The organism is Bacillus sp. SIMBA_074 (assembly GCF_046534555.1).
Classification (GTDB): Bacteria; Bacillota; Bacilli; order Bacillales; family Bacillaceae_G; genus Bacillus_A; species Bacillus_A mycoides.
In genome coordinates this window covers 1-21994 of the sequence record NZ_JAWRYM010000004.1, presented here as the reverse complement: position 1 = coordinate 21994, position 21994 = coordinate 1, and the positions used below count along the sequence as shown (strand labels likewise).

Below are 21994 nucleotides of genomic sequence, written 5' to 3'. Positions count from 1 at the left end.
ATCCAAATAGTGAGTGTCAAAAGGATTCCGCTCCCCTTTTCTTCTATTATATAGGATAATCATTTTAATCGAATTATTAACATGATAAAATATTAAAGGCACTTTTATTTAAAAGAATATATAATAGAAATGTCGGTTTTTTGCACGAAATGTATTTTGAAAAAAGTGAGGAGAGTCCTTTGGTATTTAGTAGTTCTGTTTTCTTATTTATCTTTTTACCTCTCGTATTATTTTTCTATTTTATAGTGCGTGCCGAGCTACGTAATTTCGTATTACTTGCATTTAGTTTAATTTTCTATGCATGGGGAGAACCTCGATTCGTCCTCTTAATGCTCTTTTCTATTATATTAAACTACTGCTTCGGCCTACTCGTGCATCATTATGATAAACGAAAAAATATGAAAGTCACATTTTTAATTATGGCTGTGGTCGGAAATATTTTATTACTTTCTTATTTTAAATATATTTCCTTTTTCACAGACATTTTAAATCAAACTTTGCATTTATCTATTCATGTGGAACCTATTCCACTACCAATTGGAATTTCATTCTATACGTTCCAAGCGATGTCATACGTCATCGATATATACCGTAAAGATGGCGCAGTTCAAAAGAATCCACTTAACTTAGCACTATATATATCAATTTTCCCGCAGCTTATTGCCGGACCAATCGTTCGTTACAATATCGTTGCTGATCAAATTAAAACGCGCATCCATTCTTTTGAACGATTTACAGAAGGTATCCAAATTTTCGTTTTAGGGTTAGCGAAAAAAATGTTAATCGCCAATCAAGTTGGATTTGTCGCAGATAAAATCTTTGCCTTACCACCATCTGAAATGAGCGCTGGAACGGCTTGGATTGGTATTATCGCCTATACACTTCAAATCTATTTCGATTTCTCAGGATACTCTGATATGGCAATTGGACTTGGAAAAATGTTCGGATTTGATTTCCCGAAAAACTTCAATTATCCGTACATCTCGAAATCCATTTCAGAATTTTGGAGAAGATGGCATATTACACTAGGCTCTTGGTTCCGCGACTATATATACATTCCGCTCGGCGGAAACCGTGTATCCAAACTAGCAAATCACCGTAACCTCTTCATCGTATGGGGATTAACCGGTTTATGGCACGGAGCAAGCTGGACATTTATCGCCTGGGGATTATATTACGGCTTTATTATCTCGATTGAAAAAGCTGGATTCGAGAAAATATTAAATAAGCTATGGAAGCCGCTGCAACATGCATATGTACTAATCATCGTTATGATCGGTTGGGTCTTCTTCCGAGCTGATAACTTCGCATACTCGTTCCAATATTTAAAAGCGATGTTTGGCATAGAGAGGCAATCTTTCATCGATGACAACACAATGCTATATATACATGAATACATTGTCATATTTATCATTGCCTTTATCGCAGCGACACCAATTTTGAAACGTGTTAAAAACATATTAGAACTTGCACCCAAAACGTATATATTCACGATGCAAGTTGTACGTCCTATATTATTACTAACATTATTTATGGTTTCGATTATGTATTTAATTAATTCGACGTATAATCCATTTATTTACTTCAGGTTTTAACTTATCCCGCTATTTTCCGGGCAGTAAGACCCCCACCTCAAAATTCAGCGAAAGCAAAGAAGTTAGGTGGGGGGCGGGCTGCCCGGAAAAGCCCGATTGGTTCAACTAATAATCAGTGGGGATGAACAAACCCACACTGATTAAAGTTTCACTTTATGTAGGAAGGAAAAGTTATTATGAAAAAATTGGGGAACATCGTCCTATTTATCGGTTTTCTCACCATTATCTTTTCATTTGGCATATTATCGCTTCTCAAAACTGACCGAGCAGTTTCGCCCGTTGAAAATCGTCCGCTCGCTCAAAAACCAGCTCTTACAAAAGAAGCTGCCTTAAATGGTAGTTTCTTTAAAGACTTTGAGACATATACAAACGATCAATTAATCGGAAGAGATGATCTCATAAAAAACTATACGCTTACCCAAATTAAAATGGGCAAGTCTCTCATTAACGATATTATTCTAACAGATGATAAATGGCTTCTAAAAAACCCTGCTTGGGCTACAAAATATAATGAGATTGACCAAGCTATGCCAGCTGTAAACGACTTATCTCAGTTTTTAAAAGAACAAAACATTGAGTTTTACTTTGCTTTACCACCGTCCAAAACGAATGCATTATCATTTAAATTACCTTCTCATATTCACACATATGCGCAGGAAAATTTAAATTACTTTCTAAATAAACTTCCTGCAGACGTAAAGCCAATTAAACTCATGGAACATTTTAAGAAAAACTATACAAATGAAGAAATACAAAGTATGTACTTTAAAACAGACCATCACTGGAATATGGATGGTGCCTTCTTAGGCTATCAATATATAATGAACACAATCGCGCAACAATCTTCTATATATAAAGGAAAAGAAATAAAAACAGAAGATTACACTCGTACTTGTGCTCCAAATACACATCTAGTCGGAAGCTTTAACAACCAGCTATACCAACTGATCGATGCGACTGGAGAAAAACTATGCTACTATACACCGAAAGCTGGTTTCAACTTTACGAGCGTAGCCGCAAAAGATGTAAATGGCACAGTATATCGCACATTAGATGAGCTATACGGCGTAGAAAAACAAAAAGACACAACATCATACGCCGGCTATTACACAAACGACTATCCAGAAATCGTCATCGAAAATAACAATGCACCAAATGATGTACGAGCTTTAGTCCTAAAAGACTCATTCGCAAACGCAATCGTACCTCACTTAGCACAAAGCTTCAATCACACATCCATCCTCGATCTACGTCACTATCACGAAAAGGATGTATATCAATACATTAAAGACAACAACATTAACATGGTATTGTTCGTGTATAGTGATTCGAATTTGAGCGGGGATATGTTTAAGTTTAAGAAATAATTATTAAAAATAGGTCTCTTTAGAATCCTCTAAAGAGACCTATTTTTTTCGAAACCAAAAACAATCCCCATGTCATAATGACATGGGGATTGCAAATCTAATTATTAGATGTTTTCTTTAATAACGTTGATTGTTACAGCTTTTGTACCATACTCAGTAGTTGGTGCAAGTCTGTCTTTCACAACTTTAAAGATTACTGTACCTTTATCTCCAAACGCAGTTGTTACACCTTTGAAGACGTCATTTTTCTCAGTAACAGTTTCGTCAGTTAAGAAATTAAATAGTTCGTTTCCTTCTTTAGATACTGTATCATTTGATTTAACAGCTGTTACATAACCAAGCGCAACATCGTTACCGTCAAATGTAGCATTGTCGTTACGATCTAGGTAAACTTTACCTTGCTCTGTACCTTCATCAACAATACGTACTTTATGTTCTGTTGAGATGTTTAATTTGATGCCATTTAGAACATCATCTTTATCACTCTTCACAACGTCTAGTACTCTGTCGATATTAACTTTGCGGTTTTCGAATTGCTCAACTTCTACATCTTTAAATTTAACAGATGTAATTTGGATGTTTTCTTGTGTAACAGTAATTGTTGCGTGTCCAGCTGTAGCGCCATCTTTAGTTAAGATAACATCTGTAACACCTGCTTTTTTACCTGTTACTTTTAATGTTTTTCCTTCGATTTTCGCTGAAGCGATACCTTCATTACCTACTCTTAATTCATATCCTGCTAAATCAGCTGCATCAGCATATACGCCTTCTGTAGTGTAATTAGATAATTGATAGTTTACTGTATTTCCAGCACCAAGTGTAGTGTCAGCAGCTTCACCTTTTTGACCAGCTTTAGAAACAAGCTCTAAGCGTGGAGCTTCATGACCGATGTTGCTCTTCGTAACTTCAACATGAAGTGATCCGTAACCTTCACCACTTGCATTTGGATTTTGGAAGTGGATTGTACCAGCTCCAACTTTCGCACCTTTAACTTTAATAGAAGATGTACCGATAGAACCTTCATTTGTCGTAATAACCTCTAATTCAGTTACAGCGCCTGTTTGTGGGAACACTTCTTTAATAGCACCTTCATTCGCACCAAATGGATCGCCGTATTGGTCAGTTGTTACGAATGTTACTGGTAATTCTTTACCATCTACAACTTTTAATTGATCTGGGTTAGCTTTTACAGTTGTAAGTTTACGAGTATCCGTTTTTACAACGAAATCAAATGATTTTGTTACATCGCCCACTTTAACAGTAATTGTTGCAGAACCAGCTGCTTCTGCTTTAATTTCACCGTTTTTAACAGAGATAACACCTGGGTTAGATGATTTTAAGATAATCGCGCTAGGATCAACAACTTTGTTCTCTTTGTTAATTTGAGCAACAACTTTATGGATACCAGCTTTTTCACCAGCAACTAATGTTTTGCTGTTTAATGTGAAGTCAGTTCCACTTAAAGCTTTAGCATAATTTACACCAGCTTTATCTGTATCTACCGCAAATACAACATCTTTAATTGCTGTTGCTTCTGCATCAAGATTTTTCACTTCGATGATACCAGTGTTAGAAATTGTGATGCCGCCACGTTTTGTCACTTGTACTTCAACTTTGTATTTACCTTCGTCGATACCAACTGCTAGTTTACCAGTTGTTGACTCTGCAGTACCACCTTCAAAGATATTTGCTGGAGTACCATCTAAATTATTCGCAACAAATTTCACATCATGACCAGCGATATCTAAATACTCGATATCAGCGTTGCCTTTTTCTTCATTTAATTTGAAAACAACTGCTTGGTCTGCACGATCGTCATCGAATGTAAGTTGTTCTACGCGTAATTTTTTCACTTCGTATACATACTTCACATTAAATGAATCGCCTTTTACTTTAACAGGAAGCTCTTTATTTGGAGCGATTTTTCCGCTTAACGTTACAACTGCAGATTTTCCATCTTTACTTGCTTCAAGTGCGATTGCTTTATTTCCTTCAAGCGTGACATCTTCAGCAGTAAGGTTGTTTAATCCTGTACCAGTTAAGGTTAATTGTGTTGGCTCAGTAGCAGTAACGTTTGTTACTTTCGCAACACTGTTATCTGATTTTGCGAATTTTTTATCTGTTACTGCGATAAATTGAGCTGCTTCTGCACGAGATACAGTTTTATTTGGCTCCCATTTGCCACCAGTACCTACAGAGATTCCAAGATTAATTAGGATGTTTGCTTTTTCTTCACCCCAATGTCCTCTTAAATCATCAAATGTTGTAACTAATGTGCCATCTACTTTTTCTTTTAAGTTATAAGCACCTACTAGCATAGATGCGAAAGAAGCACGGTCGATTTTTCCTTCTGGATAGAAGTTATCTTTACCGTCACCTTTAACGATACCTGCTTTTTCAACTGCTGCGATATATTTAGCAGCCCATGTATTTTTAGCATCTTTGAAAGATGGCTGAGCATTTTCATCAACTGGTAATCCTAAAATTTGAGTGAAAATTACAGCTGCAGAAGCGCGATCAATTGCTTCAGCTGGGCCATATGTACCGTCTGGCTTACCTTTGATTGCACCTTTATCTACTAAGTAGTTGATAGAATCTAATGCCCAATGATCAGCTGGAACATCCGGGAATGATTTACCTGCTGCTGCTACTGGAGATACAACTCCTGCTACCATTGCTGCTGTCATTGTACCTGCGATTACTTTTTTGTAAGAGTTAGTCTTTGCCATTTTATTATTTTCCTCCTTTAGGACTATGTGCTACTAGTTTCATATCATATGTAATTTGAAAACTAGTTACTTAAAAAGCCATAAAACAATAAAAATACAAAATATCATGCGAAAAGTAGTTCACATAATAAAATGATACAAACCGTTAAATGTAAATATAAGGTTTAAATACCATTTTTTGAAACAAGTTCATCATACTATACAAAACTATTCGTTATCAAGAACTTTCTCAAAAGAAGATTCGACACATTCTGATAATTCAGTCTTTTTATTGTATTATTAAGATATTAATAATACTAAAATATAGAAATGAACAAACTTTTTTTCCTAAAAACTACTATCACCGCGCTTCGTATATTTTTCATATCAAATACACAATTGGAATTATAGCACATATTTCCACTTCATCACCTAAATGTTTTTTACAATAAATACAATTTTCAGACTACATTCGACTTAAATTATTATAATTCGACATTTTCTACTTCTTTTCGAATGTTTTTTTAACGAAAAAAGGTGTTAATTTACAAAAAATTTACATATTAATAGGGGGATTTTCTAATTTTGAAAACGCTGTCATTTTATTTCTCAATAAACTAACTATCAATCTTCAAAATATGATCACTTTTTCACAGATTGTTTTATATGAAAATTAGACCATAAAAAAAGAGCCCACATAATGTGGACTCTTTCCATTGAAATAAATTTCAATTAGCGAGCTACTGTTACTGGTTTGAAAGCAACAAGTTTGTTAGCTGCTGTATCAACTGTATTTAAAGTTGCATTATCTTTAAGTTCTTTAGTTTTAAGTGTTAATGTACCAGTTGCTAAGTTAACATCTGTTGGAGCTGTTACTTTAAGTACTACTTCTTTAGCTGCTTTGTCATCAGCTTTTGCTACTGTTAACGCTACACCATTTAGGTCAATAACAAAGTCAGTTGCATCAACGTTCACAGCTTCAGAGAATGTTAAAGTAATTTCTTTAGCGTCAACTTTTGTAATTTTAGCTGACTGGAATTCAGGAGCTTTTGTATCTACAACGTTTAATAATAGGTTTTTCGTACCCATTTTCACTCCGTCTTTGTTTGCAACATTAGCTACTGTAAATTTAACTGTTTCTGATTTTTCGAAAGTAAATGTAGATGGTAACTCAATAACTGCATTTGTACCGTCTAATACGATTAGAGCACCTTCTGGTAATTTAGTACCAGCTAATGTGTAATTGTTTACATTAGAAGCTGATTCAGCTACTTGGCCACCTTTTACTTCTTTATCAAAGTTTACTGTAATTTTATTTGTAGCTTTATCAAAAGCCACGCCTGTTACTGCTGGAGCTACTTTATCTGTTTCTTTTTCAGATTCTTTTTCTACAACTTTCACTTCTTTAGTAAATGCTGCAGACTCATTACCAGCTGCATCTTTTACAAGACCTTTTGTAGCAGCTACTTTGTAGTTACCTTTTGCTGGGAATGTTAATGTAATACCTTTGCTGTTGTCTTTTGCTGCTTCGATTGTCACTTCACCAGTTACATCTCTGCTTGTATCTAAATTGATTACACGAATTTTTCCGTCTTGTTTAGTTACATCTTTATCAAAAGTAAATGTAGCTTCTTTATTTTGATCTGCCACAACTTTAACTAAGTTAGGAGCTACAACATCTTTTGTAACTTTTACTGCTTTAGATACTTTAGTACCTACATTGTTTGCTAAATCTTTGTAGCCAACAAATTCAACTGTAAGATCTGCAGCTGTTTCTTTATCTGTAAGAGCACCCGGTACTGTAACAAGCGCTTTTGTTTTATCTTGATCAAGAGCAATTGTAGCCTCTTTTACTACTGTATTACCTTTTTTTACAACTACTGTACCTTGTGCAGAAAGTTCCTCTGTAAATGTAGCTTCTAATGTAGCTGTACCATTAGCAAGGTCTTTTCCTTTAATTTCTTTTACTTCTGGAGCTGTAACGTCTTTTTCTACTTTGTAAGTAGCTTTACCTTCGTACATTTCCATTTCGTTACCTGATAAATCTTGAGCACCCGTTACGATAACTGAGAATTCTTTACCGTTCTCAAGGTTTAAAGTGTTAGTAGAAGTGAAAGTATTATTTTCAACTTTTCCGTCTACTTTTTGACCATTAACGATTACAGTTACAGCTTTTGCTGTATCTAATTTTTCACTAAATACTACTTTAACTTTTCCGTCTGGAGTAGATACTGTAGATACAGTTGGAGCTACTTCGTCATTAAAGAAGATAACTTCTAATGCTTTTGGAATTTCTTTACCATCAGCAGCTTTTAAGCCTTCAACAGTTAGAACGTAAGCTTCTTTATTTTTAAGTTTTGCATCTCCATCTAAAGTTACGATTACAGATTTTTTATCTTCACCGATTTTTGTAGTAACTGCTGTTGCGTTAGTTCCTTGAGAAAGAGTGAATTTCGCGTTCTTCACATCTTCTTCTTTCACTGTAGCGCCAAATTTAACTTCGATCTCTTTAGCGTTGATTGCTTTAATAGACTCAACTTTAGCTTCTGCTTTTTGTCCGAACTGCTTGTCAGTCTTAGCAATGAATTGAGCTGCTTCTGCTTTAGTTACAGTTTTTTCAGGCTCCCAAGTAGTAGTTGTAGTACCTGCAGAAATTCCTAATTCAACTAGGATGTTAGCTTTGTCTTTACCCCAGCTAGGTTTTAAATCTTCGAATTTAGTTTCTGGAGTACCAGCTACTTTAGTGTCTAATTTGAAAGCTGGTACAAGCATTGCTGCCATTGAAACGCGGTTGATTTTTCCGTCTGGAGCGAATGTGCCGTCGCCTTTACCTGCAACTACACCAGCTTTTTCTACAGCTGCGATGTATTTTGAAGCCCAGTGGTTTTGAGCATCTTTGTAAGTTGGTTTAGCGTTCTCTTCGATTGGTAAGTTTAATGTGATAGCCATCATTGTAGCTGCTTCTGCACGAGTTACTTCTTGTTCAGGAGCGAATGTACCTTGATCTGTACCTTTAATTGCGCCTTTTTCTACTAAGTAGTTAATAGAATCTAATGCCCAGTGATCAGCTGGAACGTCTGGGAATGATTTACCTGCTGCTGCTACTGGAGAAACAACACCTGCTACCATTGCTGCTGTCATTGTACCAGCGATTAATTTTTTGTAAGAGTTAGTCTTTGCCATTTTATATATTTCCTCCTTCAGGAATGTAATACTAGTTCCATAATGTTTTAAATAGATATTCTATTTAATGTTGAAACTAGTAAATATAAATGTAATTAAGATCCTATATATAGAAATGATTCCACAATATAGAATAATAAACATATTACACCGTTTTTACCCGAATTTAAATTCTTAAATTCGACAAAAAAGTGAATTTTCGTAATTCTAACGTTCATTCTTTCGACTTTTAATTCAAATAACCCGATTATAAAATCAGAATATTTTAAATGTACGAAACAATACGTCAGAACTACATTTGAGCAATATTTGTATAACCATTTACAACTATAGCAGAAAAACGTTTACAATTTCAATATCCAACTATGAAGATATTACGACATTAATCGACACGATGTTTCTGTAATTTTCGACATCATTCTTAAATTCATTTTTCTGAACAAAACCTGCCTCGTTATCCAAGTGTTTTTGTATAAAACGCTTTATATCAATATTACTTATATGCTAATGTTAGGATTTTAAGATTAATAACTACTAAAAACATACATATTCAGGAAAAATAAAACTCGAACCTTTTGTTTTTTTCGACATTATTCTACATTTTTTATATTTTTTGTCGACATTTTATTTTTCTTCAATACGCTTCTCTTTCAAATTCTTACTTACATAGCAAAAAAGAACAGGTGATCCCTGTTCTTCTTTCTACTCAATTATTGAATAAAAAGAGGAATGGCCTCTATTCCATTCCTCTTTTTATAGACTCTTTTGCATGCAAGTCATTAATAATATATTTGGACGCTATGGAAATTTGCTCTCGCAATTCCTCTACCCTTTGTCCTAACATTTCCTGTACATATTCTGTCTGCTCTAATTGCTTAATCGCCATACTATGTAATGTTTCTGTCGTCCAGTCTCCATCCACATTCCCAATAATCGGCTGATTTACTTGTTGTAAAAACGAATCGATCTTTGGATCATACGAAATTCCAACCATAGGCGTGTTTGCAACTGCCGATAATATAAGAGCATGCAGTCTCATTCCTATTAAAAGAGAGCATTCTGATAAAATAGAGATTTTCTCATGAATATCCATTTTATAAGGGAGCATGTGCGCTTCTTCTCCCATCAAATTAATGATATCCCTTGATGCATTTTGATCAAATGGTCCATGCATCGGTACAAATAAAATATGATATCCCTCTTGCTTAAGCTTTTTCAGCGTATCTGCTAACTTCTTCATATAATCTTCTTTTGCATCCCAGTACCTTACACTAACCGCAACGACCTTTCCTTGCAGCGCATGTTTTTGAAGCCAATCGGATTTCTTTTCTTCTGGCTGACAAGCTAATACTGGATCTGGAACAAGTTCGATGTCTTTCTTAATACCAATTTCTTTTAAGTACAAAAAAGAGTCTTCATCACGTACTGATATATATTCAGCCTTTGATACATGCCATTTCACTAATAAACGATTTTGCTTCTTCGTAATAGGTCCGATTCCTTGGGCGTAAATATAATACGGCTTTTTCAAAAAACGGGCAAGCCGCATAATACCCGTATAGTATAAAATACTCTTAATACTCGTCTTATCTTGTAAGAGACTTCCGCCTCCGCTAATTAAACCATTACTTCTCTTTATTTCTCGGTAAATCGCTCTTATATCCCATCGGTTTACTGCTTCTACACCGTACATTTTTCTTGTATAGTCGGGGTCATTTGAAAGTACAACAAGCTCAAGAGTAGGATCCTCTTCATGTAGCGCTTTAATAATTGATTGCAAAATTGCTTCGTCCCCAACATTATAAAAACCATAATATCCTGATAAAACTAACCGCACTCTTAATCTCCTCCAACATTTCGCAATCAACTCTTTTTGTAATTAAACAAATTGTTATCCATTCCTTGCCGAGAAAGGTTTGATAACTTCAAATTGATTTCTTTCACAAACATCTAACAAGTCATACCCATGTATAATATTGTTCATTTTCTATAATCAACGATTTTATTTACGTAAAAATGGAATTTGTTCTTTCGATATCCAGTTTAGTTTCAATGCACATATGCCATATAACACTGAAGCTATACTTAGCGCCACAGCGCTATATACCATTGCTAAAATCCTGGAATCTGTCACATTGATTAATGTAGACCCAAAGTATAATGCTATACCTAAAATACTAGATACTCCAATCACAGCCAAAAATTTCCCTATAGCTATTGGATAGGAAAGATCTTTTCTAATATAAATATGATTTGCGATACAAATCATTATATAAATAATTAGAGTACTATACGCTGCTCCATTTATACCGAATTGGTTTACTAGCGCTATATTTAATACAATTTTTACAAAACTTACACCGATGACAATCCATGCTGCTTGCATCGAACGATTAATCCCTTGCAAGATTCCTATTGATAATACCATAAGTGATGTGAAATACGAGCTACCAATTAAAATAGCTAACATGCCACTTCCTTTTGTATCTGTAAATAATGCAACATTAAGCGGTACTGCAAGCGCCATAAGCCATATCGTTATCGGCATTGTTAAAACGTGCGCAAATTCATTTGTACGTTTTACTGTCAGTTTAGCTAAAGCAATATCTTTTTTTGTTAAAGCAGCTGTTAATAATGGAATTAACGGAAATACTATCGCACTTGCAAATACAACAATTAATTGCGTAAATGCAAAACCACGGCTATATATACCAAATTGTTCCTGAATAGTTGTAGAAGATTCATGTAGCACATGTGGAATTGTTACAGAATCAACTAAATTTAAAACAGGCATCGATAACGCTCCGATTGCAATTGGAATTGAAACACGGAGTATGTTTTTCGCGTTTGTCTTAAAATCTTGTAATGAATATGTTTCGCTCTTATAGCGATACGTGCTTTTCACATATTTCATTCGCAAATATATGAGTGACGTAATAACACCAAAACAAGAACCGATCATCGCTCCGCCAGTTATGATATCACTACCTTTATTCCAATATACAAATATATAGGCTATTGTTAGCATAAAGAATACGCGTATCAACTGTTCAATTACTTGTGATACACCAGTAGGTATCATATCTCCGAACCCTTGGAAATATCCACGGTACACTGCCATATACGGTGCGATTAATAAAGCAAACGAAGTAACAATTAATGCTAGCCTCGTCTCTTGCCCACCAAGCATATTTGCAATGCCACTCGATCCAATGATAATAATTAAAAATCCGAGCACCCCAAATATAACACCGATAATAGATGCGGACGTAAATAATTTAGCTATTCCGTCACGATCATTCTTTTCATGAAGATCAGCTATTAACTGGGATATTGCTAGCGGGACTCCCGCTACTGATAAAGTTAAGGCTATCATATATACAGGAAAAACAAGGCGAAAAATTCCAAGTACTTCATCCCCTGCTATATTTTGCAATGGAATTTGAAAAAAACTCCCCACTACTTTCGATATAAACGTTGTAACGGTTAAAATCGCAGCGCCTTTTACAAACTTTTTATTCATCTTCTATCTCTTTTCTTTCAATATATAATCTACATAAAATATTAAATCCATATTATTCATTCAACTTGAGAATCATCACTTTATCTCATTTAGTTATCATACCAAATTTCTTATATATTGAATACTCTCTTTCTTTTTATGTTTTAAATATAATATGTGCCATATATATGTTTTTTTATCCAGTATTTTCTTCAATTTACTACTTCTACTTGTTCAAGATAAACATGTGCTATAATGTAGCTATTGTCAGTAAGAGGAGTGTTTACAACATGCTGAATTCGGTAAAGAAATTGTTAGGAGATTCTCAAAAAAGAAAGCTAAAAAAATATGAACAACTCGTTCAAGATATTAATGATTTGGAAAAAAAAATGGCTGATTTACCTGACGAAGAATTACGTCACAAAACTGTCACATTCAAAAGTATGCTTACGGATGGTAAAACAGTTGATGACATAAAAGTAGAAGCATTCGCTGTTGTACGCGAAGCCGCAAAACGTGTGCTTGGATTACGCCATTACGATGTGCAGTTAATCGGAGGACTTGTATTACTAGAAGGTAATATTGCGGAGATGCCAACTGGTGAAGGGAAAACATTAGTTTCCTCTCTCCCAACATATGTACGTGCCCTTGAAGGAAAAGGCGTTCATGTTATTACTGTAAACGATTACTTAGCGAAGCGTGATAAAGAGTTAATTGGCCAAGTCCATGAATTTCTAGGCTTACAAGTTGGATTAAATATTCCTCAAATCGATCCTTCTGAAAAGAAACTTGCGTACAAAGCTGATATTACATACGGTATTGGAACAGAGTTTGGCTTTGACTATCTTCGCGATAATATGGCTGCTTCACAAAATGATCAAGTTCAGCGCCCCTATCACTTTGCTATTATCGATGAGATTGATAGCGTTTTAATTGATGAGGCGAAAACGCCACTTATCATTGCCGGGAAGAAATCAGGTAGCTCTGATTTGCATTATTTATGTGCAAAAGTTATTAAATCATTCCAAGATACCCTTCACTATACATACGATGCAGAATCGAAATCAGCTAGTTTTACAGAAGACGGTATTACAAAAATAGAAGATTTATTTGACATCGATAACTTATATGATTTAGAGCATCAAACTCTATACCATTATATGATTCAATCATTACGTGCCAATGTCGCTTTCCAGCTTGACGTTGACTATATTGTGCATGATGAAAAAATACTACTTGTAGATATTTTCACAGGACGTGTTATGGATGGTCGCTCTTTAAGTGACGGCTTACATCAAGCACTAGAAGCAAAAGAAGGTTTAGAAATTACAGAAGAAAACCAAACACAAGCTTCTATTACAATTCAAAACTTCTTCCGTATGTATCCGGCATTATCAGGTATGACAGGTACCGCAAAAACGGAAGAAAAAGAATTCAACCGTGTATACAATATGGAAGTTATTCCAATTCCAACGAACCGTCCTATTCTTCGTGAAGATAAAAATGACGTAGTATATGTAACAGCTGATGATAAATATAAAGCTGTGCGTGAAGAAGTTCTAAAACAGCATAAGCAAGGACGCCCTATTTTAATTGGGACGATGTCTATCTTGCAATCTGAAACTGTTGCTCGTTATTTAGATGAAGCAAACATAAAGTATCAATTATTAAACGCTAAAAGTGCAGAGCAAGAAGCAGACTTAATTGCAACTGCCGGGCAAAAAGGTCAAATTACAATCGCTACCAATATGGCAGGCCGAGGTACTGATATTTTACTAGGTGAAGGTGTCCACGCCCTTGGTGGATTACATGTAATTGGAACAGAACGTCATGAATCTCGCCGCGTTGATAACCAGCTTAAAGGACGAGCTGGTCGCCAAGGTGATCCGGGAAGCTCTCAATTTTTCCTATCTTTAGAAGATGAGATGCTAAAGCGCTTTGCTCATGAAGAAGTAGAGAAGCTGGAGAAATCACTGAAACCTGACAAAACGGGGCTTATTAATACATCTAAAGTTCATGATTTCATTAACCGTACACAATTAATTTGTGAAGGTGGTCATTTCTCAATGCGTGAATATAATTTAAAATTAGATGACGTAATTAATGATCAACGTAATGTTATATACACACTACGTAACAACCTTCTAAAAGAAGAAACAAATATGATAGAACTTGTTATTCCAATGATTGAACACTCTGTGGATGCAATTGCTAAGCAGCACCTTTTCGAAGGAATGCTTCCTGAAGAATGGGATTTCACTAGTTTAACAGCATCTATTAAAGAAGTTTTAGCGGTTGAAACTTTGCCGCCATTATCTGCGAACGACGTACATTCGCCTGAGGATTTACAAATCGTTTTAAAAGATACAATTTCTAGCTATATCGAACGTGTACAAGAATTAAATGACCATGCGGATTTACAACAATCACTGCGCTACGTTGGTTTACACTTCCTAGATCAAAACTGGGTAAATCACTTAGATGCAATGACTCACTTGAAAGAAGGTATTGGCTTAAGACAATATCAACAAGAAGATCCAACTCGCCTTTACCAAAAAGAAGGTTTGGATATTTTCTTATACACTTACGGTAATTTTGAAAAAGAAATGTGCCGATATATCGCGAGACATTTAGCAGTTCCAGAAAACGTACAATCATGAGGTGAAAATTTATGTTATCATTCCTGAAAAAGGCAAAGAAAAAAGGAAAAGATACTACTGTTTCTAGTAATCAATTATTTGGACAAGAAGAAACTACTTCTCAAAATAAAACGGTAAAGCCAGTTCTTTACTTCCATCCTAGCTGGGGTGACGTAGCACAAGAACAAAAATACATTTATCAATTTTTACATAAAGAATTACCACGTTTACAAGAATATCAAATTTCTTTATCAGGAATTGAAATTGAAGAACGTGATGGCGCATACGATGTAGCTGCATTCATTCGCAGCAGTGTCCCAAAACCAATTTCTTTCGAAGAAGTTACATTACTTCTATTAAACAAAGATAAAAAGCTGTGCGCACGTAAAACATTTAACCTATCTGCACTTGGCGATATTCCTGAAAACGTGAATATGCCTTTCGTATTTACATTTGAGCAAGAAACAATAACGGAAGCTGAACTATCTCAATCAGATTGGGAATTAGCTTTCGAACTTGAAAGTAAGCATCAACTAGATTTAGATCCATCTTGGGAATCTCAGTTACCTGAAGCAAGCAAAGATGCTTTACGTAATTTTGTAGACAATTTAACACCTCCAAATGAAGGTGAAATTAACTTCCTAGGTTTACAAGCCGCACTGAAAGAGAACGGTGATTTACATACAACACTTCTAATTCGTAACGGCTGTAAAGATAACATTCAACTAGAACAACTTCCTCTTCATATTGAAGATGCTTCTGGAGAAGTCGTTGTTAAAGGTGCTTTCACGTTACCGAATCTTGAAATTAAAGCGAATACTACAAAACCGTGGTCATTTGTTTTCCCTGCTTCATCCATCTTGAAACAAAATATGGATTTATCTAGCTGGAAAGCATTTGTACCACAAGACTAATATACAAAAAAGCCTATCCTAAAAGATGGTCATCACACCTTTAGGATAGGCTCTATTTTTTATGTAAAATCTACTTCGTTACTAATAAACGTTCAATATGATACTCAGCTTCTAGTTTACACATTTCATCTACATGCTTTACTTCGCTCTTGTTTAACAGCTCTAATTGTTCTTCGCTCGGCTGCTCACTAATAAGCTCATTAATTTTTTCATTTACTTTCATCGCTAATGCTTGATGGAAATCTGGATGTCCTTTCAACTCGTCATCTACTTTATTAATCCAAGTTGATTTTGTGTATAAATATTGTTTCCACTGTTCAACAAATTGCTGCATATCAAATTTTTCTTCATTCCATTCAATTTCTTTCATATATCTCTCAAAAGAAACAACAATTGATCGTGTAATCCCGATCTTCACTCCATGTGGTAACTGTTTGTACATCAAATATTCCCTCCAGCTTAAAGCTCTTCCTTCTGAATATAAAGGAATCTCAAAATTCATATACCTTCTTATAATAGCACATTGCTAATCTAAGATGTTACTATACTGTGTAGAAAACCAATTGTCAACAGACGTATAACATTTAGATATAATGATTTTATACATAGTAAGCACATATACAAATAACAAGAACCTTCACACTCTATAACGCAATTCATGTGAAGGTTCTTATTGTTATATTGCCTTAACTTTTAAAAACTGCAGCTTCTCTTTTTGCTCATCATTCGCCATCATTACTATCGTCTTTTCAACATGCGGATGTACATGTTCAAGTGTCACACGCACTCCTGCTTTATCCGATTGCTCAACAAAGTTTAATAAGGCCATAGCTCCTGATACATCCATATAATGTACACCTTTCATACGCAAACTAACTGGTGACTTCACATCTTGTAAAGAAGCAAAAATACGATCTACTGATAGAAATGAAAGTGGTCCCTGAATCGTATACGTCGCTTCTTTTTCTTTTATAATAGAAGCTTTACGTTCTTTACACTTCACCATGTATATAATGAAGGAAAGAATAATGCCAAACGCAACAGCAACCATTAAATCGAATTTCACTGTCACAACCATCGTCACGAACATAACAATCACATCACCTCTTGGTGCTACATGTGCTTTCTTCATGCTTTCCCAATCAAACATCCCGATGCCAGTTAAAATTAAAATACCTGATAATACAGCAAGCGGAATATATTGTACCACTGAACCGAGTCCCATAATGAAAATAAATAATATGACACTATGCATACAAGCCGACAGTGCCGTCTTCCCCCCGCTTCTTATATTGACGATAGATCTAACAGTTGCACCTGCTCCTGCTAATCCACCGAACAAACCACTCGCAATATTGCCAATACCTTGTCCGATTAACTCTTTATTACTTTTATGACGTGTCCCCGTCACATTATCCATTACGACAGACGTTAATAACGAGTCAATTGATCCTAGTAAAGCAATACTAAGTGCTGGTAATACAAGTGCTAACATGCCATTTGCGTCTAAATTCGGTACGTGAAGAGATGGCATCGCCTCTGGAATTGCACCTATTTTTTCAATCATCTTATTTAAAGAAAGAGTTCCTACAACTGGTAAGTTTACCGTAATTCCTTGTAGCATAGAAGAAAATAACGGCAACGTTACTGTAACACCTACTAATGCTACTAAACTTGATGGAATGGCCTTAATCCATTTTCCAGAAACAATCATTACAATGATCGTTAATAACACAAGCAGAAAGCTATTTTGTACGTGCTTCATTTCACCTAAAATAATAATCAGTGCAATCCCATTCATAAACCCTGAAACAACAGGATACGGAATGTAACGAACGTAAGAGCCGAGCTTACATACACCAAATAAAATTTGAAATAACCCTGCCATCATAAATGCAATAAAACTTGCTTCTAATCCGTGAGTTGCAATAACGCCCGTTGCAATTACTGTAATCGGCCCAGTAGGACCCGTTACTTGCCCCGGTGTACCGCCAAATAACGCCGCAAACAAACCTGCAAAAATTGCACCATACAATCCGACAAGTGCTCCCTCAGACGTTCCCGTTGCAGCAATACCAAATGCAATCGCTAGCGGCAAGGCAACAATCGCAACAGTAAAGCCTGCTAAACATTCCTTTGCTATTTTTTGAAACATATAAATAACCACCTTCGTATAAAGTCCACGTTCCATTGTACATCTAAAACAAATCATTCGTTAGCGTATTTATAAAAAACTCTTTACAGTCTCGTGAAGTAAGCGTCTACATTTACAAATGGCCTTCCCAAGTCAAACTAAAAAACAGCAATATGACGAATCTACCTTTGGAAACAAACTTGACTATGCTATAATGAACAAATTAAATCTTTTACTATATACTTGGAGGCACTATGCTAACTTTTGAAGAAAAATTATCAATTATTGAATCTTTCCCGGAATTAGAAAGAAAGAACGTATCATTAAAACGCGTAAACTTTCACTTTGAAGAAAGTCGTTTAGATAAAAAGAACGTTGTATATCATTTACACCCAAATGGAAACGGATTTGTATATGCAAACTTCATTAAAGGTTATAGAACAGATGATAAAGGCATGATTAACATCCGCGAGTTTTCAGAAGAAGAACTGCGTTCATTAATTGAAAAAGTAATTGAACGTCTATCACAGGAGCAAGAGGAAATTGTAGCACCAATGGAACCTGCTGCCGAAGAAGAATGGCGTAACGAAGACGGACATATCCTAACTCTTATTCAAGAGGATGACATGTGGAACGTTTACGCTGGCGTAAACTTAGACGGTACATTCAACTCTTATCCAGAAGCTGCGGAATACCTTGATGAAGAAGGTTTCTCACGTAAATAATACGATCCAATGAGGCCGTCCCAAAAGTTTTTTGGGACGGCCTCTCTTATTAATAGGCAGGTTATTATTGTCGTATTTTGCAGTTAAGTCGATATATTTAGGAATTAGGCTTTTGGAACAGTTCCATCCATTAAATTATGGCATCAAAACTTCTTATTCTCACTATCCCCTATAAAAATTTGAATTTGACAACTATACGTCTCCGTATTAAAAATATCACTAACTAACTCCACTTCAATAAAACTCTCCACTTCTATATTATTTTCTTTTATGTATTTAATTATGGTATTTCGACGTTCTTCCTCATTTTCTTTACTATACGCTAATGTTACATATTTCCCGCCCGGTAATACTTTTATATTTTGCATCTCTTCCATATGTACATGGTCTTGTACTTTATTAAAAACATACTTCGGCTCTACATCCCAATTTTCATTTACATTGTAGAGAATCCCCATTTCCATTGCCATTTTCTCTTCATAATCTTGCACGATCTTCTCTAAATCGGAATAATACAGTAACTCCTGTAAACTTCCTACTTCTTTACAAGGCGCAACAACGACATAACGCTGTTCAAAAAATTCAATAGAGATTTCATCACTCTTTAATATTTCCCGCGAACTCCCTACTTTCGCATGTAAGTCATCAATCGTTTCCATTACCTCTTCCATTTTCTTTATATGCTCTTCCGCTTCCTCTCTCTTTAATTGTAAAAATTGCAGCAATTTATCCATATCACATTCCTTAAAAATCTCTTGAAGTTCTACTATACTGGTATTCAACTCTCTACAGCTTTTTATAATATCAATGTGAATGAATTGATCTATAGAATAATATCTATATCCTGTTGACTCATCAATATATTTTGGAATAAGAATTCCCATCTTATGATAGTACCTTAACGCTTTTATCGTAATATCCTTTATTTTTGCAACTTCTCCAATAGAAAATAATGTTTTCACCTGAATCTCTTCCTTTTTATTTTTTCGCATGCAACTATTGACTCTCCCCTTAGAGGAGACATTACTATTTATAATAAGTCATTTACATTAATAAAGGGAGTATACAATTATGAACACAGTAAAATATAGAAATCTTGTCAAAGAAGACTATGAGCCTATAAAACATTTAATTGGTGAGGCATTTGGATTTAATGAATTCATTACAGATAAAAAATTTTTAAATTCAATATTAAACTTCTACCTACACAGTTGCATTTTAGGAAGCTCCTTTAGTAAGGTAGCTGAAAAAGATAATAAAATTATCGGTGTCATTTTAGGCGATTCCGAAAAAGATAAAAACCGTTTAAAGAGATTCCATAATACTGTTAGCTTTGCCTTTAACACGCTGAAACTATTCATGACGAATAAAGAGAATAGAGAGTTTTTAAAAGCATTTATAAAAGTTCAAAAAACATATAAAGAACTAATTCAAGGAAAAGAAGATCATTTTCAAGGCTGTATACAATTATTCATCGTATCCGAAGAATCTAGAGGTCTTGGAGTTGGGAAATCTTTATTAAATCACTTATTCCAATACATGAAAAAAGAAGAAGTGACATCTTTATATTTATATACAGATAATGAATGCAACTATGAATTTTATGACAGACAAAACTTCCAACGTATACAAGAAAAAGCAGTTAATTTTGGACCAAAAGAAGAAGATTTCAACATATTTTTGTACCGCTATAACTTTAACTAATAGTAACATTTACACTTCAATGCTCTTTGCTAATTAGCAAAGAGCTATATTAAGTATGATATCACTCACGAGTGGTTGTCAAAAAATCATACTAGCTTAAATCCTCCAGCCAAACTCTTCTACTACTATTGTTTCAGTTCGATTAGTGTGAAAAAGAGGAAGATGTGTAACAACTTCAATTTAAAAAGGAGCGCACAACATGGAATGGATTCACGAATTATTTCAGCAATATGGGTATTATGTAGTACTTATTGGATTACTTTTAGAATATATTGCTCTTCCGTTTCCAGGAGAGCCAACATTAGCCTATGCAGGATTTTTATCACATCAAGGTGATTTAAGTTTACCAATTTTAATTATTTTATCCTTTATTGGGACAAGCGTAGGTATGACATTCCAATACTTTTTAGGAAATAAACTTGGCATGCCTTTCATTCAGAAATACGGGAAATATGTATTTTTAACAGAACGAAAAATTAATTTAACGAAAATGTGGTTTGATAAATACGGATATTTTCTAATCTTTATCGCCTTTTTCATTCCAGGCGTCCGCCACTTTACAGGATACTTTGCAGGAATTATCAACTTACCGTTTCGCCGCTTTGCGATGACAATTTATTCAGGTGCCCTATTTTGGGTATCATTCTTCTTAATCGGTGGTTACTGGTTAGGGGAAAACTTAGAAGATATATTCATCGTACTTGAACAACACATTTGGAAAATTATCTTCGGTATTATTATCATTACGCTAATCACTCGATTTCGCAAAAAAATAAAGCATGTGTTTATAAAAAATCTAAATTAAACGTGCAGCATGTTATTAAAATCGTTCATCCATAAACATTATCCAGCTTAGCTGATTACGCAAATAATAAAGTAAAACTTTAATCAGTGGGGGGTTTACGGGCAGTTATCTCCCACCTAACTTCCTCACATTCGCCGATTTTCGAGGTGGGAGTCTTACTGCCCGTTAATGCGGGATAAAAAAAGCGGAGACCCATAGTCTCCGCTTTTTTACATACATATTGTTTCCGAACTAACTCTCAGGCTCATTAATTTTTTTTACGTCTAAACAACATCGCTCCAAAAATTAATGCGAACATACCTGCAATAATAGAAGTAGCTTCAGTTGATGCTCCCCCTGTTTGAGGAAGTAATTTTGATTGCTTATTATTTTCTTTACTAGTTGGTACTTCAGATTTATTTTGTACATCTTGTTTACTTTGTACTTCTACTTTATCTTGTACATCTTGTACCTTTGGTGTTTCCGGTTTGTCTGTTACCTCTGGTTTCTCTAATACATTTGGTTCCTCTGTCACCTTTGGTGTTTCCGGTTTTAATGACTCTTCTATTTCTTCTGTTGTTTCTTCTTTATTTTCTTCTTCCTCTGGTGTTACTAAGATCTCCGGTTTGTCTGTTACCTCTGGCTTCTCTAATACATTTGGTTCCTCTGTCACCTTTGGTGTTTCCGGTTTTAATGACTCTTCTATTTCTTCTGTTGTTTCTTCTTTATTTTCTTCTTC

At 34.9% G+C, this 21994-nt stretch carries 15 protein-coding genes; 7 read left to right on the top strand and 8 right to left on the bottom strand.

Features of this window, described 5'->3' with window-relative positions; translation table 11 throughout:
• Positions 1–179: 179 nt before the first annotated feature.
• Positions 180–1595 (top strand): MBOAT family O-acyltransferase, encoded by a 1416-nt coding sequence (locus SB773_RS06670; protein WP_410589118.1) that lies wholly within the window; start codon positions 180–182, stop codon positions 1593–1595.
• A gap of 176 nt (positions 1596–1771) precedes the next feature.
• Positions 1772–2962, top strand: coding sequence for a secondary cell wall polysaccharide O-acetyltransferase PatB1 (gene patB1, locus SB773_RS06665; protein ID WP_410589116.1), 1191 nt, complete (start codon positions 1772–1774; stop codon positions 2960–2962).
• Positions 2963–3066: 104 nt separating this feature from the next.
• Here patB1 and SB773_RS06660 read toward each other — a convergent pair whose 3' ends face one another.
• The 4 genes from SB773_RS06660 to SB773_RS06645 form a co-directional block, all read right to left on the bottom strand.
• Positions 3067–5691, bottom strand: a complete 2625-nt coding sequence (locus SB773_RS06660; protein WP_410589114.1) for an S-layer homology domain-containing protein — start codon at positions 5689–5691, stop codon at positions 3067–3069.
• Positions 5692–6402: 711 nt separating this feature from the next.
• On the bottom strand, positions 6403–8853 hold the full coding sequence (locus SB773_RS06655; protein ID WP_410589112.1) for an S-layer homology domain-containing protein: 2451 nt from the start codon (positions 8851–8853) through the stop codon (positions 6403–6405).
• 736 nt (positions 8854–9589) lie between these two features.
• Complete coding sequence (gene csaB / locus SB773_RS06650) at positions 9590–10690, bottom strand: polysaccharide pyruvyl transferase CsaB (protein ID WP_410589110.1); 1101 nt, start codon at positions 10688–10690, stop codon at positions 9590–9592.
• A gap of 165 nt (positions 10691–10855) precedes the next feature.
• Positions 10856–12376: a putative polysaccharide biosynthesis protein gene (locus tag SB773_RS06645; protein WP_410589108.1), complete on the bottom strand. Its 1521-nt coding sequence runs from the start codon at positions 12374–12376 to the stop codon at positions 10856–10858.
• Between the two features lie 269 nt (positions 12377–12645).
• On the opposite strand from SB773_RS06645, the gene secA2 reads away from it, so the two are divergent.
• On the top strand, positions 12646–15015 hold the full coding sequence (gene secA2 / locus SB773_RS06640) for an accessory Sec system translocase SecA2 (protein WP_410589106.1): 2370 nt from the start codon (positions 12646–12648) through the stop codon (positions 15013–15015).
• Between the two features lie 11 nt (positions 15016–15026).
• A complete protein-coding gene (locus tag SB773_RS06635; RefSeq protein WP_410589104.1) occupies positions 15027–15908 on the top strand; it encodes an accessory Sec system S-layer assembly protein in 882 nt (293 codons plus the stop codon).
• Positions 15909–15978: 70 nt separating this feature from the next.
• On the opposite strand, the gene SB773_RS06630 is transcribed toward SB773_RS06635, so the two are convergent.
• Positions 15979–16350: a hypothetical protein gene (locus SB773_RS06630; protein WP_002125538.1), complete on the bottom strand. Its 372-nt coding sequence runs from the start codon at positions 16348–16350 to the stop codon at positions 15979–15981.
• Between the two features lie 234 nt (positions 16351–16584).
• Positions 16585–18063 carry a SulP family inorganic anion transporter gene (locus SB773_RS06625; RefSeq protein ID WP_410589101.1) on the bottom strand — a complete coding sequence of 493 codons (1479 nt, stop codon included), beginning with the start codon at positions 18061–18063 and terminating at the stop codon, positions 16585–16587.
• 233 nt (positions 18064–18296) lie between these two features.
• Between SB773_RS06625 and SB773_RS06620 the strand changes: the two genes are divergently transcribed.
• The gene (locus SB773_RS06620) at positions 18297–18767 is read left to right on the top strand and encodes a hypothetical protein (protein WP_002010927.1); all 471 of its coding nucleotides are present in this window, start codon (positions 18297–18299) and stop codon (positions 18765–18767) included.
• 143 nt (positions 18768–18910) lie between these two features.
• Here SB773_RS06620 and SB773_RS06615 read toward each other — a convergent pair whose 3' ends face one another.
• On the bottom strand, positions 18911–19759 hold the full coding sequence (locus SB773_RS06615; RefSeq protein WP_410589099.1) for a MerR family transcriptional regulator: 849 nt from the start codon (positions 19757–19759) through the stop codon (positions 18911–18913).
• Between the two features lie 79 nt (positions 19760–19838).
• Here SB773_RS06615 and SB773_RS06610 point away from each other — a divergent pair, with 79 nt between their 5' ends.
• Entirely contained in the window at positions 19839–20471 is a 633-nt protein-coding gene (locus SB773_RS06610; protein ID WP_002125531.1) for a GNAT family N-acetyltransferase, read from the top strand.
• A gap of 199 nt (positions 20472–20670) precedes the next feature.
• Entirely contained in the window at positions 20671–21276 is a 606-nt protein-coding gene (locus SB773_RS06605; RefSeq protein ID WP_137076415.1) for a DedA family protein, read from the top strand.
• A gap of 247 nt (positions 21277–21523) precedes the next feature.
• Here SB773_RS06605 and SB773_RS06600 read toward each other — a convergent pair.
• Positions 21524–21994 (bottom strand): LPXTG cell wall anchor domain-containing protein (locus SB773_RS06600; RefSeq protein ID WP_410589096.1); only part of this gene is annotated, 471 nt, incomplete at its 5' end.

Bases quoted from the DNA above. Each gene is read 5' to 3' on its own strand.
- SB773_RS06660 (WP_410589114.1), bottom strand. From the start codon at position 5,691: ATGGCAAAGACTAACTCTTACAAAAAAGTAATCGCAGGTACAATGACA.
- SB773_RS06620 (WP_002010927.1), top strand. From the start codon at position 18,297: ATGCTAACTTTTGAAGAAAAATTATCAATTATTGAATCTTTCCCGGAA.
- SB773_RS06610 (WP_002125531.1), top strand. From the start codon at position 19,839: ATGAACACAGTAAAATATAGAAATCTTGTCAAAGAAGACTATGAGCCT.
- patB1 (WP_410589116.1), top strand. From the start codon at position 1,772: ATGAAAAAATTGGGGAACATCGTCCTATTTATCGGTTTTCTCACCATT.
- SB773_RS06615 (WP_410589099.1), bottom strand. From the start codon at position 19,759: ATGCGAAAAAATAAAAAGGAAGAGATTCAGGTGAAAACATTATTTTCT.
- SB773_RS06655 (WP_410589112.1), bottom strand. From the start codon at position 8,853: ATGGCAAAGACTAACTCTTACAAAAAATTAATCGCTGGTACAATGACA.
- SB773_RS06635 (WP_410589104.1), top strand. From the start codon at position 15,027: ATGTTATCATTCCTGAAAAAGGCAAAGAAAAAAGGAAAAGATACTACT.
- SB773_RS06625 (WP_410589101.1), bottom strand. From the start codon at position 18,063: ATGTTTCAAAAAATAGCAAAGGAATGTTTAGCAGGCTTTACTGTTGCG.
- SB773_RS06605 (WP_137076415.1), top strand. From the start codon at position 20,671: ATGGAATGGATTCACGAATTATTTCAGCAATATGGGTATTATGTAGTA.
- SB773_RS06645 (WP_410589108.1), bottom strand. From the start codon at position 12,376: ATGAATAAAAAGTTTGTAAAAGGCGCTGCGATTTTAACCGTTACAACG.
- SB773_RS06630 (WP_002125538.1), bottom strand. From the start codon at position 16,350: ATGTACAAACAGTTACCACATGGAGTGAAGATCGGGATTACACGATCA.
- secA2 (WP_410589106.1), top strand. From the start codon at position 12,646: ATGCTGAATTCGGTAAAGAAATTGTTAGGAGATTCTCAAAAAAGAAAG.